12 protein-coding genes and 4 pseudogenes are annotated in these 16,202 nt (G+C 41.1%); 14 read left to right on the forward strand and 2 right to left on the reverse strand.

All coding sequences use genetic code 11. The features are described 5' to 3' along the window. Nucleotides 1-355 precede the first annotated feature (355 nt). The 3 genes from V7K46_RS09995 (at nucleotide 356) to V7K46_RS10000 (ending at nucleotide 1,662) form a co-directional block, all read left to right on the forward strand. Nucleotides 356-1,213, forward strand: coding sequence for a trypsin-like peptidase domain-containing protein (locus tag V7K46_RS09995; RefSeq protein ID WP_335112613.1), 858 nt, complete (start codon nucleotides 356-358; stop codon nucleotides 1,211-1,213). Next, the gene (locus tag V7K46_RS32000; RefSeq protein WP_442939822.1) at nucleotides 1,203-1,259 is read left to right on the forward strand and encodes a hypothetical protein; all 57 of its coding nucleotides are present in this window, start codon (nucleotides 1,203-1,205) and stop codon (nucleotides 1,257-1,259) included. The genes V7K46_RS09995 and V7K46_RS32000 overlap by 11 nt, the downstream gene beginning before the upstream one ends. Nucleotides 1,260-1,374: 115 nt before the next feature. After that, entirely contained in the window at nucleotides 1,375-1,662 is a 288-nt protein-coding gene (locus V7K46_RS10000; protein WP_335112615.1) for a DUF1003 domain-containing protein, read from the forward strand. A gap of 381 nt (nucleotides 1,663-2,043) precedes the next feature. Here the strand turns inward: V7K46_RS10000 and V7K46_RS10005 are convergent, their stop codons facing one another. Next, a complete protein-coding gene (locus V7K46_RS10005; protein ID WP_335112617.1) occupies nucleotides 2,044-3,108 on the reverse strand; it encodes an HlyD family secretion protein in 1,065 nt (354 codons plus the stop codon). Nucleotides 3,109-3,640: 532 nt separating this feature from the next. On the opposite strand from V7K46_RS10005, the pseudogene V7K46_RS10010 reads away from it, so the two are divergent. The 9 genes and pseudogenes from V7K46_RS10010 to V7K46_RS10050 all read left to right on the forward strand — a co-directional run. Further along, nucleotides 3,641-4,039 (forward strand): annotated as a pseudogene (locus V7K46_RS10010) (transposase); the annotation flags it as partial. A gap of 1,244 nt (nucleotides 4,040-5,283) precedes the next feature. After that, complete coding sequence (locus V7K46_RS10015; RefSeq protein WP_335112618.1) at nucleotides 5,284-6,456, forward strand: substrate-binding domain-containing protein; 1,173 nt, start codon at nucleotides 5,284-5,286, stop codon at nucleotides 6,454-6,456. Nucleotides 6,457-7,060: 604 nt separating this feature from the next. After that, nucleotides 7,061-8,029 (forward strand): nitrogenase iron protein, encoded by a 969-nt coding sequence (gene nifH, locus V7K46_RS10020; RefSeq protein ID WP_335112620.1) that lies wholly within the window; start codon nucleotides 7,061-7,063, stop codon nucleotides 8,027-8,029. A gap of 385 nt (nucleotides 8,030-8,414) precedes the next feature. After that, complete coding sequence (gene nifE / locus V7K46_RS10025) at nucleotides 8,415-9,821, forward strand: nitrogenase iron-molybdenum cofactor biosynthesis protein NifE (protein WP_335112622.1); 1,407 nt, start codon at nucleotides 8,415-8,417, stop codon at nucleotides 9,819-9,821. Beyond that, on the forward strand, nucleotides 9,821-11,131 hold the full coding sequence (nifN, locus tag V7K46_RS10030) for a nitrogenase iron-molybdenum cofactor biosynthesis protein NifN (protein ID WP_335112624.1): 1,311 nt from the start codon (nucleotides 9,821-9,823) through the stop codon (nucleotides 11,129-11,131). The genes nifE and nifN overlap by 1 nt, the downstream gene beginning before the upstream one ends. A 286-nt stretch (nucleotides 11,132-11,417) precedes the next feature. Next, nucleotides 11,418-12,263: a type I restriction endonuclease gene (locus V7K46_RS10035; RefSeq protein ID WP_335112626.1), complete on the forward strand. Its 846-nt coding sequence runs from the start codon at nucleotides 11,418-11,420 to the stop codon at nucleotides 12,261-12,263. A gap of 13 nt (nucleotides 12,264-12,276) precedes the next feature. Further along, a complete protein-coding gene (locus V7K46_RS10040) occupies nucleotides 12,277-12,483 on the forward strand; it encodes a TOBE domain-containing protein (protein WP_273770755.1) in 207 nt (68 codons plus the stop codon). A 207-nt stretch (nucleotides 12,484-12,690) separates the two neighbouring features. Continuing rightward, on the forward strand, nucleotides 12,691-12,870 hold the full coding sequence (locus tag V7K46_RS10045) for an IS4/Tn5 family transposase DNA-binding protein (protein WP_335112628.1): 180 nt from the start codon (nucleotides 12,691-12,693) through the stop codon (nucleotides 12,868-12,870). A 32-nt stretch (nucleotides 12,871-12,902) separates the two neighbouring features. Then, nucleotides 12,903-13,289 (forward strand): hypothetical protein, encoded by a 387-nt coding sequence (locus V7K46_RS10050; protein ID WP_335112630.1) that lies wholly within the window; start codon nucleotides 12,903-12,905, stop codon nucleotides 13,287-13,289. A gap of 91 nt (nucleotides 13,290-13,380) precedes the next feature. Here the strand turns inward: V7K46_RS10050 and V7K46_RS10060 are convergent. Further along, nucleotides 13,381-13,507 (reverse strand): annotated as a pseudogene (locus V7K46_RS10060) (IS630 transposase-related protein); the annotation flags it as partial. 101 nt (nucleotides 13,508-13,608) lie between these two features. Between V7K46_RS10060 and V7K46_RS10065 the strand changes: the two are divergent. Both V7K46_RS10065 and V7K46_RS10070 read left to right on the forward strand, forming a co-directional pair. Continuing rightward, nucleotides 13,609-14,120 (forward strand): annotated as a pseudogene (locus V7K46_RS10065) (hypothetical protein); the annotation flags it as partial. Between the two features lie 550 nt (nucleotides 14,121-14,670). Then, a pseudogene (locus V7K46_RS10070) lies at nucleotides 14,671-16,047 on the forward strand (reverse transcriptase domain-containing protein); the annotation flags it as partial. Nucleotides 16,048-16,202 lie beyond the last annotated feature (155 nt).

Below are 16,202 nucleotides of genomic sequence, written 5' to 3' on the forward strand. Positions count from 1 at the left end.
CCTTATAACGCCCCTTCGCGCTGATATTATTTACACAAGTAATCCCATTAGTTAATTCTTTAATCCCTTTACGAATAGTATTTCTATCCCACCCCCAGCCCTTCCCCGCTCTTCGGGAGGGGAGACAAAGCGTAGCTTTGGCGGGGTGGGGTTCTTGGGGTTTTATAAGTAATCAAGCGGACATGATATGACCTCACAAAATCGCGTTACTCGCTAATCTCCTTTAGTTGCACTAATAGTTCGCTAGGAGAGATTTTCTCAAGGGGTATAAATGGAATGGCACGCTTGAAAAGCATAAATCAAGGAGAAAATTCTTCAGAAAAACGAGAAGACTGCTTTTCTGAGTACAGGGTTTATGATCGCACCTAATTTACTAATGACGAACAATCACGTCATTAAAACTCAAGAAGTAGTAGAAAAAAGTAATTTTAGCTTCAACTATCAACTGGATATCAACGGTAAAGAATGCCCAACACAGATTATTGGGGCTTCACCGAATGGTGTTTTTTACACTAACGAACAACTGGACTATACAGTACTAACCCTCAAAGAAGTACCCGACTTCGGCAAACCCTTAATCTTCAAAAGTAAATTAATGCGGCAAGATGACCGCGTAGCAATTATTCAGCATCCTGGCGGTCATTTGAAGAAAATCTCCATACAGAATAACTTTGTTGTTTACGCCGATAATCAAGTATTGCAATATACTACTAGTACAGAACCAGGTTCATCGGCGTCGCCTGTTTTCGATGATGATTTCCAGGTGGTTGGTATTCACCATAGCGGTGGTATGTTAGTAGAACCAAATACCCAACAAAGGTATTTACGTAATGCAAGAACGAGTGCGATCGCTCTATTAAATGACCTGAAAAGCAACGCACCAGAAATTTATAACTCGTTTGGCGAAATAGTTAGCCCTGATGAACAAATCATTGCTAGTGGAAGTCCAAGTGTCGGTGATAATGGTGTTTCTAATCCACCAATCAAGCTATGGAACACAAGTACTGGAGAGGAGATACGTATTCTTACTGGACACACAGCTTCTGTGAATGCGATCACATTTAGTCTAACAGCAAAAATTATCGCCAGTGGAGGCGAAGATAATACAATCCGAATTTGGAATTATCAAACGGGAGAACTGATACAGACCCTTGAACCTCAAATGTTTGGTAAATTCTCTTGTTTTCAGTCCTCATGCCAAAATTTTAGTTAGTGGTACTGATGATTCCAAAATTAGAATTTGGGGTGTATCTTCCTAGTTGTACGTGTATCTGTTTGATTTCAAAGATGATAAAAGTAATACAAGTGAACAAAAAGGGGAAGAAGTAAAAGCAAATTACTCTCCCATTGTAATCGTTACCAGCAACGATAGGGGTGTTGATTAAACAAGAGCGACAAGAAAAGTTAGCAGAGCAACGGGGGCAACTTAGCCTTCAACTCAACCTGCTTTCTGAGCAAAAAATCGCTAAACTTATCGGTTTGATTGAGGAATTACGCCAGGATATTCCTAATGTCAAAAATCGCTCTGACCCTGAGGCCGAAATGATGAAGTCTCCTACTGATCCGCACGCAATTATAAATGTATTAGAAGAAACCTTAGCATCAGAGTTAGCAAATTTCTCTCAGCAAAACACCAACTTAGGAGTAACAAAGCAAGCGTAGTATTAGAACAAGTATAAAATAAGCAACTTCTTGATCGCACCTGCTACTCATTCTAATTAACCAATTTCCCATCTAAACAAGGAATTCCCCACTGCCTAAATTTCACTACTTAGTTTCTTGATCACAGTCTGCAACGCTGAATAATGTTACAAGCACTCGTGCAAATACTCCAAACCTGAGTTTTCTCTAATAACTGGAGCAATTTTAAGCTTTTTGAGCTGTCTTGGGCAAGATGCAAACCTCTGAGTGATTGCCTTCTTTTAGCAAAGACGCCCAAGGGACGGTACGCAAGAGTGGGTAATCACCTAATGTAACCATTTTTTGGAATTTGAAGTGCTAAAGAAATTAAAAAAACTTATTGAGAAGTAATTTCAATAAGTTTTATTTAGTTTCAACCTTTACAATTGCTGACATTCCCGGATTAAGTCGGGATTCATAACCTTGAATACTTGACCCATCAAACACAATCTTGACAGGAATTTGATATGATAAATTACTAGAAGCTGAATTACTCGTAAGATTAGCTTGTGGCATGAAAGCGATACTATCTACCTTGCCTTGAAACTGCCGATTAGCAAAGGCTGAGACTGTAATTTTCACCTTTTGCTGTGGCTGTATCTTTTCTAACTGCTTTTCTGGGAAATAGGCAATAATCCAAGGACGTGGCTGCATTATTGATAAGAGAGTTTGCCCTGGAATCACCTGCTGTCCTACTTGGACATTTTTATTGCCAACTAGTCCACCAACCACAGTAGCAACGTTAGTGTATTCCAACTCCAGTTCCGCTTTTTTTACCTCTACCTGCTTTTGAGTAAAATTAGCCAACGCTATCTTATATTGTTGCTCATTTAGCTTCTTTTGCTGATTCAGGATTTGTGCTTGTAAAGCTCTTTTTTTAATCAAAGCTTTTTGTTCTATTTGAGCATTTTTATTTTTTAGAACTGGCTGTGATTCTGGAGTATCAATAACAATTTTGAGAATTTTTTCTCGTGCGAATGCTGCTTGCTGTTTAGCTAATTCTAGAGATGTTTTTGCCTGTGCCAAAGATAATTGATAGTTGCTTTTGTCAAGTTTAACTAATATCATGCCCGGAGATACCATTTGATTATCATTAAATGTAATTTCAGTGACTATTCCTGATACACGAGTAGTTACAGGGTTGATCTCTGCGGTGACATGAGCATTATCAGTTTGTAGATATTTTTGCGTGTATTGCCATTGACGATAAGCATAATTTCCTAAATAAATTGCAACAATACTCAACAATACTCCCGATCCTGTAAGCAGTAGCAGATACCGAACCCAAGAAGGTGATAATTTTTTGTTGAGAGGATTGTTCGATTCAGTAGAAGTATTAGTTGGCTCCTGTTGCGACAACACAGGAGTTTTTTGTTCTGATAATTTTGTAAATTTTTGGGACTGTTGTAAAAAATTCAAGCGTTTCATCAGTGTTCTTCATGTAAAGAAAAATCTCTGTATAAAAATTGGCACTACTTAATTAGTCCACTTTATAGAATACGGTAAATATCACTTAAGTGCATAGTTCTCTCAAAATAGCTTCATAAGTTACTATATCTGAAATGCACAGGGAGTTTTGCAGATGGGGATTGGAACCCACCTGAAGATAAGCCACCAAAAAGTGGTGCTTTTGTTCTGGCGGTAAGTACAACACCAAAGTTTCAACATGTATTTAAGAGGATTACGGGAGAAAGCGATGCCTGCGGCGGGCTACGCCTACGCAAAAAACTTCGCTCAGATTGCTGATAATAGCGTAGATGGCTCCTACCTTCATGAGCCGACTGTTTTTTGATAAACCAAACACATAATCTACTCTTGATTGAGAGGATGTTTGTCAAGTCAAAAAAGGCTCCAGTAACGGTATTCTGTCAGTAGATAAAAATGTGACAGCGTTACTAGAGCCATGTCTAAATCATACCCAAGTGACCTCACTTCGGAACAATGAGAATTACTCTCGACCCTCATCCCTTTAAAAAATCCAGCGTGCCGTCCTCGTTGTGTTGACCTACGTGCAGTAATTAATGCCATCAAATACATCCTTTGCACGGGTTGTGCGTGGCGAATGATGCCTCACAACTTTCCCAACTGGCAGACGATGTATTATTACTTCCGCAAATGGCGCTTGGATGGGACATGGGAGAAGATGATCCATTTACTTCAGCAGTGGGTACGTGTTGTCGAAGACCGTGAACCCAACCCAAGTGCAGCAATAATTGATCGCCAATCGATAGAGATTGGAACGATGGTGTCAAAAGCGGTTGGTTTTGATTCAGGCAAGCGGGTCAAGGGACGTAAACGGCATTTTCTCGTTGACACTCTTGGATTGGTACTGATGGTCGTAGTTACCAAGAGCGTATGAATCTGACCAGGCTGGCGCAAAAAAATTATTTGTGTCCGCACGTCAACGAATTACAATCCAGTGCATCGTACTTTATTATACATAAATAATAAGCAATATTCAGTATACCTGACGAATTTCTTTGACATAAAACTAGTCCTTCGGGAAACTGTAGCTATGGATGGTAAAGTCCTCAAGCACTCATATCAAGTTGAAAATGATAATCCGCATTCTGATTCTCATAAGCGCAATTATGTTGGTCAGCGCTTACCTTGTAGAGCGGGGAGCAATTTTAGAAAGAAAGTGAAGTTGATGCCAAAAGCAACGATCTTATTGCTTTGCCCGAATTAATTGAAAAACTTGCTCTTCTTCGGAGTTGTCTTTGCATTTGATGCAATTAATACTCAAAAAAAACTTGCGAGTTGATTGGAGAAATTGGGAATGATTATATCGGTGCTTTCAAAGGTAATCAGTTAGGTTTATTTAAAGATGTGAAAAAGAATTTTAACGCCAGTTTCTACTTATCAGCAGATAAATAAAGGGCATGGTCGAGTCGAAAAACGTCATGTGAGTATTTGTCAAAATCTTGATGATATTCACCCTTGGCCCGGACTTACCACTTTGATTCAAGTCAAATCGGACCTTTGAGGGTTTTCACACATAATGTCATTGAAGTAACGAATGAAACTCGTTATTAGATTTCATCGTTAAGTGAAACTGCTCAAGAAATAGCTGAACGAATTAGAGGATATTGGCGTGTTGAAAATAAAGTCCACTACGTCCGTGACGTTACCCAAGGTGAAGATGCATCCAGAATTCGCACTACCCCTCTGACCCAAATATTTGTACTCGCTCGTAATTTTTCACTCAATTTATACCGGGATAATATGTTTAATAATATGGCACAAGCTCAATGTTTATGTTCTTTATATCTGACTCTATTAATAACTCTACCAATGTCAGTTGCTAATTATTCAACTTCGATTTTTCACTTCCATCGTGAGACTTTGCCTTAACTGTTCCATTGCTTTGGAATTTGGAGCTTTTGAGCCATTATACTAAAAAGTAACCACCCGCAAAAATAATTTGCGCTAGGCAAGCAAATTGGCAATTTCTGTGATAGTCTTTTTATATGGGGAATCAGGAAAGCGAAAGCACAAGAAGTCTTCAGAGAGAAATAATGTAAACTCAAAGACCACACTTTTGCCTTGGCAGATGCAACGTTTAAATCCGCTACGGCTTTTTTAAATTAACAGACAAAGCCAATGAAGCAGGATAGTGATCTCCGTAATAACTTGAAGTCGATTAGAACTCGCTTAGGCATGAGCCAACAAGATTTGGCTAACATCGCTAGTGTTACTCGTCAGACTATTAGTGGTGTAGAGTCGGGACAATATGCTCCCTCAGTTGCCATAACACTTCGTTTGGCCAAAGCGCTTGGCTGTCAAGTTGAGGATCTATTCTGGTTAGAGCGGGATTTGCCTAAAATTGAAGCCGTTCTTGCCAAGCCTGTTGCCTATGGTCAGCCGCTACGAGTCAGTCTGGCTCGCGTAGGAGGACAATGGATAGCTTATCCCTTGATTGGCAAAGATGCTTTTCGCCAAGATATGATTCCGGCCGACGGTGAAGCAGTTGCCGGGGTTCCCGCAAGGTATCTGGCGGGTGAGGATAAAAGCCGCATAGGTACAGATAAAGTTCAAGTGCGGCTTCTAGACGATAATCTGGATACCCTTCACAACACAATTGTGATTGCTGGCTGTGCGCCTGTGATTTCACTATGGGCCAGAGCAACTGAACGTTGGCATCCCCAACTGCGAGTCCAATTTAACTTCGCCAACAGCATGGCTGCATTATATAGTCTGTGCCAAGGTGAAGCGCACATTGCCGGGATGCACTTGTATGATTCTGAGACTGGTGAGTATAACACTCCCTTTGTTCGAAATGTTCTGGCTGGGAGGGAAGCAGTTCTGATTACCCTTGGTGTATGGGAGGAGGGACTTTTGGTAAAGTCTGGTAACCCAAGGGGAATCAAAACAGTTGGCGACTTAGTACAAGGGGGAGCGACTATTGTCAACCGCGAAATAGGTTCCGGTAGTCGTATGCTTTTGGAACAAACACTGCAAGAGCAGCAGATACCGTTCCATGCTGTCCAAGGCTTTGACCATATTGTCAAAAATCACCAAGATGTTGCCCAAGCTGTAGGATTAGGAGTTGTGGATGCAGGTATTAGTACGGCATCTATAGCTACCGCCTTTGGGCTGGGATTTGTTCCCTTACATCAATCAAGATACGATTTAGTGATTCTCAAGGAATATTTAGAAGAAGCACCAGTACAGCAGTTGCTTAGTACTTTAGGACATCGCTTGGTTCACTCACAATTTGAAATTCTCGGCGGTTACGATATCAGCAAAATCGGAGAAGTTGTAGCGACTGTTTAGAGTGGATTGCAATGCTTAGTTGGTTGTGTGGTTAAAGGAAAAGTTGGCGTAAATTTAAATTCCTGCTGCAACTACTCTTTAGGTATGAGCAACCTTCAGGCGATTACAACAACTGATAATGCTAAATTCGGAATTGGGAATTCGGAATTCGTAATGATGCTTTCTACAAGACGCTCTTGCTAGCAAGATTCCTGTAGGCGTACACGGACTCGCTACCGCTACGCTAACGTAATTCGTAATTAAGAAATTCAAATTAAATTTGGGTTTCCAGCTTGGAATCTGTAGCTTTCTTTTTTCCAATTGGTATTACTACCTCCACAAAAATCATTTGAGTGAGCGGATGGTAATACTTGCAATATTCCTTGAGTGATGTCTTATTGCTTTAGCTATTAGTCAAAAAAAACAATGACTAATGACCAACGAAAACTGACCAAAACTTGAATATGTTCTGGATTCGGACTCTTTTCGCTGTAGAACGAGCACCTCCGTTGGCACTTAGTGCCAACGCCTCAAACGACGTTCTACATATGGTCACTGCTGTAACTTGACAGTGCCATCGCTGATAAAGCGACAGACCAAACAAACAATTGCAGGATAAATTATCATGTCCGACGAAAAAATTAGACAGATTGCTTTTTACGGTAAAGGTGGTATTGGTAAATCTACCACTTCCCAAAATACCCTTGCTGCTATGGCAGAAGTGGGTAAGCGGATTTTGATTGTGGGATGCGACCCGAAAGCTGACTCTACCCGTTTGATTCTGCACTGTAAAGCTCAAACCACCGTGTTGCACCTCGCTGCTGAACGAGGTGCTGTGGAAGATATCGAACTTGAAGAAGTAGTTATCAATGGTTTCCGAGATATCAAATGCGTGGAATCTGGTGGTCCTGAACCTGGTGTAGGTTGTGCCGGTCGCGGTATCATTACCGCCATCAACTTCTTGGAAGAAAACGGCGCTTACTCAGACGTAGATTTCGTATCTTACGACGTATTAGGCGACGTTGTATGCGGTGGTTTTGCGATGCCAATCCGTGAAGGTAAAGCCCAAGAAATTTACATCGTTACCTCCGGTGAAATGATGGCGATGTTTGCTGCTAATAACATCTCTCGCGGTGTTCTCAAGTACGCCCATACTGGAGGCGTGCGTTTGGGAGGTCTAATTTGTAACAGTCGTAATACTGATAGAGAAGACGAACTGATTAGCACATTGGCGGCCAGATTGAGTACTCAGATGATTCACTTTGTTCCCCGCGACAACATCGTGCAACACGCAGAATTGCGCCGGATGACTGTCAACGAGTACGCACCCGATAGCAATCAAGCTAATCAATACCGGACATTAGCAGACAAGATTATCAATAATACAAATCTTGCCGTTCCCACACCCATTGAAATGGACGAACTAGAAGATTTGTTGATTGAATTTGGTATTCTCGAAAGCGAAGAAAATGCTGCAAAACTGATAGGTGTCGCAAACGCTCAAGCAGATGGTGAGAAGAAGCTAGAAGACGCCCAAGGCGAAGCACTAGAAGCACTGAAAAAAGGAAATGTAGAAATAGTTTCCGGTAGCTAGAAGAAGTAAGGTTTTTGTTCAGACTCAGGTGCTAAAGACAAAGTAAATATTAAGTGGGCGATTCTCGCCCACTCTCTCACCAATCCTTTAAAATGGAGGTAATCGAATTGCTAATCTTGATTTCTACGTGTTTCATCTTCACAGTCATAACGCTAATACACTAACACCTACAGGGGAAAATTAATACTTTAATAGTCTAGTTCGTGTTTTTGTTTTCTCCTTCTCTAATTTAGTTGGTTGTTTATGTTTTAGGGGATGGTAAATTCTCTTTATCATTCCCTTTTATTCCATATTTTAGATACACAGTAAATCAAGAAAAGTCCTATAAAAGCCTTTGGGACATTCAGTTAATACCTAACAACTTCTACCTATTGTCACCAAACAAATGAATCCCACTCCAGAAAAAACCAACGATTCACTCAGTAACTCAAATTCCGAAAATGCTCGTCAGCAGCAGATGCAAAAGAAAAAAAAGTCTTCCACACAATTACCCCAACCTGGAACTACCCAAGGGAGTTGCGCTTTTGATAGTGCAATGATTACTCTAGTACCAATCACTGATGCTGCTCATGTAGTCCACGGGCCAAGTGGCTGTGCTGCCAGTATTTGGGGAAGTTACAGCAGTCTCTCCTCTGATTCGATGTTGTACAAGATACGCTTTAGCACTGATATCGATGAGAACGATATCATCTTCGGTGGAGCCAAAAAGCTGTACAAAGGCATTTTAGAATTACAAAGACGCTACAAACCTGCGGCGGTATTTGTTTACTCCACTTGTATCACCGCTTTGATTGGGGATGACATTGAGGGAGTTTGTAAAGATGCTACTGAGAAAACAGGAATACCCACTATCCCTGTACATTGCCCTGGATTCATTGGAAACCAAAATTTGGGCAACCGTGTTGCTGGTGAAGCAATGCTTTCACATGTTATTGGAACAGCTGAACCAGATACTAGTACACCCTATGACATTAACCTAATTGGTGAACACAATATTGCAGGTGCAATATGGAATGTTCTACCGTTATTGGAGAAATTAAGTATCAGAGTTGTAGCAAAAATTACGGGTGATGCTGTCTACAAAGAAGTTTGCTATGCCCATCGTGCCAAGCTTAATGTGATCCTCTCCTCCAAAGCACTAATCAATGTGGCAAAAAGAATGGAAAAACAATATGGTATTCCCTATATTGAAGAGTCTATTTATGGTATTGAGCAAATCAGTCAGTGTTTAAGGAACATTGCCGCAAAGTTGGGTCATCCTGATTTGCAAGAACGTACAGAAAAACTAATTGCAGAAGAAACTGCTGCAATAGATGAGAAACTCACTCTTTATATCACCCAATTGCAAGGTAAGCGCATTATCCTTTCTATTGGAAATTTCAAGAGTTGGTTAATTATCTTTGCGGCTAAGAAATTGGGGATAGAAGTTATTGCTATTCTTACTAAGAATAACACTGAGGAGGATAGAATTAGAGTTAAAAGTTTACTGGGTCAGGATGGCATAATTATAGAACAAAATAGTCCTCAAGAAATCCTACAGATAATTAACGAAAATCAAGCTGATATGTTAATTGCTGATAAACGCCATCAAGATATCTCTCTCACAGCTAAAATTCCATTTCTAGACATTAATCAAGAACGCAACCATCCCTATGCAGGCTACATAGGAATTTTAGAGGTGACACAAGAACTGTATGCCGCTTTTTACAACCCTGTGTGGGAGCAAGTATGCCAGCCAGCCCCGTGGTCAGAGGATGAGGAAGCAGGAAATTCTTTAGAGGAGGACGTTTGATGGCGATTATTAGCATTACGAGTACATCAGTTGCAGTTAATCCCTTGAAGCAAAGCCAAACTGTGGGTGCAGTTTTAGCCTTTTTGGGGTTGAAGGGAATGATGCCTTTATTACATGGTTCTCAAGGCTGTACTGCTTTAACTAAGGCAGTATTAGTACAGCATTTGCGTCAGGCGATTCCCCTTTCCAGTACAGCAATGACAGAAGTTGCAACCATTTTGGGTGGTGAGGAAAGAGTTGAACAAGCAATCTTGACTTTGGTACAGAGATCCAAACCAGAAATTATCGGTCTTTGTAGCACTGGACTGGTGGAAACCAGAGGTGATGACATGGGGCGCTTTGTTAAGGAGATTCGCCACCGTCACCCAGAACTAGATTATTTACCAATTGTGCTTGTCTCTACACCAGATTTTAAAGGTACATTACAGGATGGCTTTGCTGGTGCAGTTGAGAGTATAGTCAGGGAAATCCCCCAAAAAAGCTCCAAGCAAGACGCTTGTCCTACACAAATCACTATTTTGGCGAGTTCTGCCTTCACACCAGGAGATGTACAGGAAATCAAAGACATTGTCACTTCCTTTGGACTTATACCTATTGTTGTACCTGACCTTTCTGGCTCACTAGATGGTCATATAGAAGATTCTTCTACTGCCATCACAGCTAATGGCAGTACTTTGGCACAGTTGCGCTCAATTGGCAGTTCTGTATTCACTTTAGCATTAGGTGAGAGTATGCGAAGTGCAGCGCAAATTTTGGATAAGAGATTCAATATACCTTACGAGGTATTTAGTGAATTGACGGGACTAACAGCAGTAGATAAATTCCTGCAAGCATTGGCGGATATCAGTGGTGTCAGCGTACCGAAGAAATACCGCCGTCAACGCCGTCAGCTACAACATGTGATGTTGGAGAATCACTTTTACTTTGGTTGCAAGCGAGTTTCTCTAGCGCTGGAACCAGATTTACTTTGGTCAACAGTTTCTTTCATGCGATCGCTCGGAGTTCAGATTCACGCAGCAGTGACAACAACACGCTTTCCTCTGCTGGAAAAACTTCCGATTAAGAGCATTACCATCGGCGATTTGGAAGACTTTGAGCAACTAGCGGTTGGGTCTGATTTGCTAATTACCAACTCTCATGGAGTGGCGATCGCTCAACGCTTAAAAATTCCTCTCTATCGACAAGGGATTCCCATTTTTGACCGCTTAGATCATGGTCAGCTCACCAAGGTTGGTTATCAAGGTAGCCTGCAACTTTTATTTGATATTGGCAACCTGTTTTTAGAGCAAGAAACAAAGGTTAAGCATTAAACAGAGCTAACTCTAACTGTTCATCACAATATTACCAATATTATTGGTAATATGTAGCACAAGATACAATCTTGCAGATCAACTTCAGCTTTGATAGTTACTATCAAACCGTATACTTCATCTGTGAATATACCAACTGATGCCAGTAACTAGGCACTAGCTTCTGCGTTGACTTAAATTAAGTCTTCTACTGTTGATGAATCCAGCACAGCTAAAAAAAACAACTGCTAAAACGAGTCGTGTTTCAAGAAAGCTTCGCCGCCGTTTTGATTTCACACAATCTGCGATGCCTGCGGCGGGCTACGCCTACGCACCATCTTTGCTTACCTGGTTCGAGGTTATTGGCTACACAGTTTTGTTAGAGCCAGACATTGTTTTAGGTAAGCATCAAATAAGGCGCAGCAGTTATAGTGATGTGGTTTTGTATCAGCGCCTTCATAGCGCTTTGCAGAAAATTAACTCTACAAAACCTGATGAGGCGATCGCCGCAGCTATCCATCAGGTTACTTATACAGAAAGTTCCGACTTGCCAAAAAATAACTGTCGCTTTCATAAATTCTTGACCAATGGTGTGAAAGTTGAATACCTGTATAACGAAGAAATAGTTCATGACAAAGTGTGGCTGATTGATCCGTCTAATCTACTGAACAATGATTGGCTAGCTATTCATCCTTTGACTGTAATTGAGGGGAGTCATGCTCACTGTCCTGATGTAGTCGTCTTTATCAACGGTTTACCCTTGGCGGTTATTGTCTCGATTCAGCCAAGTGATCAACAGCCCACTTTCAAAGAAGGTTATCAGCAAATTCAGACCTACTGTCAACAAATACCAAAGCTGTTTTCCTACAACACATTCCTAGTTATTATTTATGGAAATCGAGCTCGAATCGGTACATTAACGTCGGACTGGGAGGAGTTTTTACCCTGGCACACGATTGATGATGAAAACTTTCCTGCCAAGGGCGCAACTGAACTAGAAGTACTGATTCAAGGGATTTTTGATAAACGGCGTTTTTTCGAGTTGGTTAAGCACTTAATAGTGTTTGAGGAGAACGAAACCAGCATTAGTAAAAAGCTGCTTCACCGACCTTTTTGTACAATCCCAAATTCCAACAAAACGTTTAACTATTAAAGAGTACCAAAATATGGAAATTAGCGCTCGTAATACATTAAAAGGAACTATAAAGGCAGTTCAAACTGGAGCTATTAATAGCGAAATTACACTAGAAATTGCACCAGGTATAGAGATAACTGCAATTATCACTAAGGAGTCTGTAGATAATCTTCAGCTTCAGCCAGGAAAACAAGCACAAGCAATTATCAAAGCATCAGATGTAATAATTGGTGTATAAAACAAAATATTAACAATTGAACATGTATATAGTATTGACTTAATATTTCGAGTTCCTCCAAATATTGAGTTAATACAACACCTAACCCACATTCTGCAGGCTGACTTTTCCCGTTAAGTCTTGAAAAGCCTACTCACAAAGGATTTAAAATAATGCATATTATTATACAGTATAAAGGTACAAGTACGGTATCAGGGATGAGAAGTTATGTTGGATTGGTGGGAGAAAAACTTTGCCACTTCTGATTTAGGCGATCGTAGACTAAACGAGCGTACAATGTCGATTGGTAAGGCATTAAGCGAAGGGTTTGGCAAAGGAGTCTCAGAAATCTTCAGTACAGGGAAAGTTCTTAAAAGAGCCTATGAGTTTTTACCAATTCTAAAGTAGAATTTGCCAAGTTAATAGAGCCGCATTGTCAAATGACATCGGAAATAGTTGCAGAACAGGATTTAGTGCTGTGTGTTGGAGACACTACCTTCCTGGATTATGACAGGATTGTAGCAAAAACAGAAGGTTATGGTTTACTTGGCAGGGGTGGGAATGGTCTAATCTTGCATAGTGCTTTGGCAATAGATTCTCAAACAGGTCAATCACTAGGTATGTTATGGCAAAAAGTTTGGCATCGAGAGCCGAAACAGAAGCCACCAAAAAATGAGACAGCAGAACAGAAGAAAAAACGCCAAACGGCAGCTAGGAATGAAGCACGAAAACGTCCCTTTGAAGAGAAAGAATCTTATCGGTGGGTAGAGGCACTTATAGCAACGGACAAGGCGATTAGGACGCTGTGCGAAGCACATCTTCCATAGCATTCCGAAGACAGTCAAATTGAATTAGTTGTTTACGAATTCGACTCTTCAACCATGACCAACATGGCTCAATTTTATTAAGATCAGGTTAAAGCCAAAGGTTGATTGTATTTCGACTGATTTGAAAAACTCTCCTCCGCTTCACTCTTCTTCATCCCGTCTAACTCAATTGCCTGAATTACCTTCTGAGGTAAGTCGTAACTGTAGGGTTTTGGCATGATCTGTTTTTGTGCTGAAGGCTTCAGCAGTATCCAGTATTACTTTACTCATAGATTATACTGTTTGTCCTAACCACCTTGGCAATTGCTATACTACCGGAGAAAGCCGTGTTAGCAAGTCTACCCGTCTGATTCATGTTTTTGACCGTGAAGGTGATATCGCAGAAGTCTTTGATAAAGTTCGTGAACTTGAGCATACAGGCGTTCTGGTGCGTGCCGCTCAAAACCGGAGTTTAGACTCTAGCAGTGAGCGCTTGTGGGCCAAATTAGAAGCTCAACCCATTTCATTACGGCAAGAAATTGAACTACCAGAAACCAGCAAGCGTTCTGCTCGCAAAGCTAAATTAGAGGTGCGATTTTGCCAAGTTAATCTCCGTACTCCTTACCGTTTTGATAATCGAGATCCACTTGAAGTTTATGCCATAGAAGTAGATTGTCCAGAAGGTGAAACCCCTGTAGAATGGATGTTACTGACAACAGAACCAGTCACCGATCTGGAAATAACTGCTAAAATTCTGCGTTGGTATTCTTACCGTTGGCGAGTAGAGGAATATCATAAAATTTTAAAATCGGGGTACGGTACAGACTTGCTGCCGATGGTATGAGGGCTTTGTGCGATTCGTTGATTAGTGAATCACGGTGCAAGTCCGTACATAACTAATCCAACTATTAAAAAAAAGTCAACCTTTTTCAATAGTTGAACTCTCAGAGTGATAAAGGTGTAAGCCCTTTCCGCAAGATTCATGCGTGATTCCTTATCTGCCCACACTGAGTAAGCTCAATTCTTACAGGGTGAAGCTGGGAACAGGGCACACGTGATGGAAAGACACTGGTGCTAACAGGGAGTTCCTATGGTGAAATTGAGCCTAGAAAAGTGACCTATTATTAAGCAGGGCATCACTAAAACCCCTGACTTCATCAGAGATAAAAAAAACCCACAGCATATAAAGCCAATAGCTGTTTAAATCTAGGGTTTCTGATGGTCAAATTGGCTACACCTAACCGAACAAAACAATCCTCTGAGGGAACGAATAAAAACGATTTAAGAGTTTAGGGAAAGTCGAATCCCTAGTAGGCGAGATGAGACGCAGAACCCCCTTAAGTCGGGTAGGATGCGGTGTAATTGCTGCAAGGTATTCACACAGCATTTAATAGATAAAAGTATGATTAGGCACATTCACGAGGCTAGTGAATCTTGGAAGAAGTTACCCTGGAAGAAATTCCGTCGCAACCTATTCAACCTACAAAAGAGAGTGTTCAAAGCAGTTCAAGCAGGAAACAAGCGGAAAGCGCGGTCTTTGCAGAAACTTATTCTGAAATCCAAAGCAGCTAGGTTTTTGGTAATTCGTCAAGTAACACAGCTAAACGCTGGTAAGAAAACAGCAGGTATTGATGGGGTCAAATCCCTCGACTTTGCGGGACGTTTCTAGGTCGAAGCAGTACTCAAAGAGTCGGCAGGTAACTGGCATCATCAAGGACTACGGGAAATCCCAATCCCTAAAAAGGATGGGACAACCAGAATGCTTAAAATTCCAACTATCGCCGATAGGTGTTGGCAATGCCTCGCCAAATATGCCTTAGAACCAGCACACGAAGCAACTTTCCATGCACACAGTTACGGGTTTAGAACGGGTCGCTCGGCACACGACGCTCAGAGACTTCTGTATAACAACCTTCGTTCAAGTTGCAACGGAATAGATAAAAGAGTTATCGAACTTGACATCGAAAAACGCTTCGACAGGATATCTCACACCACTATTATGGATAACTTAATTGCTCCCAGGAGCATAAAACAAGGTATCTTCCGATGCTTGAAAGCCTGGGTTAAACCGGACTTCCCGGAACAAGGAACTCCGCAAGGTGGCGTGGTGAGTCCACTTTTAGCTAACATCGCTCTCAATGGGATTGAAAGTATTCATAGATACCACGATCACGGCTACAGAATCACGGACAAAACCCCTCCATCAAGTATTGTCGAACCATCAATTCGCTACGTGGACGATATGGTAATAATACTTAGACTTGAAGATGATAAAGGAAAAATACTTGCCAATATTGACAACTTCCTAGCAGCACGAGGAATGAAAGTAAGTGCAAAAAAAACCAAAATCACCGCCACGACCGATGGATTTGACTTTCTAGGCTGGCACTTTATAGTGCAAAGTAACGGAAAATCTAAAAGCACTCCCTCAGTGGAGAACTACAAAAAGTTCCGACAGAAGGTAAAGAACATCGTTAACTGCCCGAATTATGGTTCTAAGGTAAAAGCAGAAAAGCTCGCACCAATACTAAGAGGTTGGAGAAATTACCATAAGTTCTGCAAGATGGACGGGTCACGGTTCTCACTTTGGCACACCAGAAATAGAACATGGAAAGTTTTCAACAAGGAGACAAAGCTAACGAAAGAATCTACCACTGAGTTGATAGAAAAAGCGTTTCCTAAAGTTCCTTACTCCGAAAATACCCACGTCATGATCAAGGGAAATAAATCACCCTATGAAGGAGACTTAACCTACTGGAGCTTACGCAACAGTAAGTTACAGCATTTACGGCTGTTATGAGGTACAGTAGCAGCAACTAGCAAACCAGTTTCTTAAATATAGAGGATTTATTAAGTCGAGTGCAACTGAGATTAGTTTATCAACCATTTCTGTTGTAGTTGGAGCAAAACTGCGTAAAAAAGATTTAAGTTGTG

The sequence above is a fragment of the Nostoc sp. genome (genome assembly GCF_036917395.1).
Classification (GTDB): domain Bacteria; phylum Cyanobacteriota; class Cyanobacteriia; order Cyanobacteriales; family Nostocaceae; genus Nostoc.

Bases quoted from the DNA above. Each gene is read 5' to 3' on its own strand.
- nifH (WP_335112620.1), top strand. From the start codon at position 7,061: ATGTCCGACGAAAAAATTAGACAGATTGCTTTTTACGGTAAAGGTGGT.
- V7K46_RS10005 (WP_335112617.1), bottom strand. From the start codon at position 3,108: ATGAAACGCTTGAATTTTTTACAACAGTCCCAAAAATTTACAAAATTA.
- nifN (WP_335112624.1), top strand. From the start codon at position 9,821: ATGGCGATTATTAGCATTACGAGTACATCAGTTGCAGTTAATCCCTTG.
- V7K46_RS10035 (WP_335112626.1), top strand. From the start codon at position 11,418: ATGCCTGCGGCGGGCTACGCCTACGCACCATCTTTGCTTACCTGGTTC.
- nifE (WP_335112622.1), top strand. From the start codon at position 8,415: ATGAATCCCACTCCAGAAAAAACCAACGATTCACTCAGTAACTCAAAT.
- V7K46_RS10050 (WP_335112630.1), top strand. From the start codon at position 12,903: ATGACATCGGAAATAGTTGCAGAACAGGATTTAGTGCTGTGTGTTGGA.
- V7K46_RS10045 (WP_335112628.1), top strand. From the start codon at position 12,691: ATGTTGGATTGGTGGGAGAAAAACTTTGCCACTTCTGATTTAGGCGAT.
- V7K46_RS09995 (WP_335112613.1), top strand. From the start codon at position 356: ATGATCGCACCTAATTTACTAATGACGAACAATCACGTCATTAAAACT.
- V7K46_RS10040 (WP_273770755.1), top strand. From the start codon at position 12,277: ATGGAAATTAGCGCTCGTAATACATTAAAAGGAACTATAAAGGCAGTT.
- V7K46_RS10015 (WP_335112618.1), top strand. From the start codon at position 5,284: ATGAAGCAGGATAGTGATCTCCGTAATAACTTGAAGTCGATTAGAACT.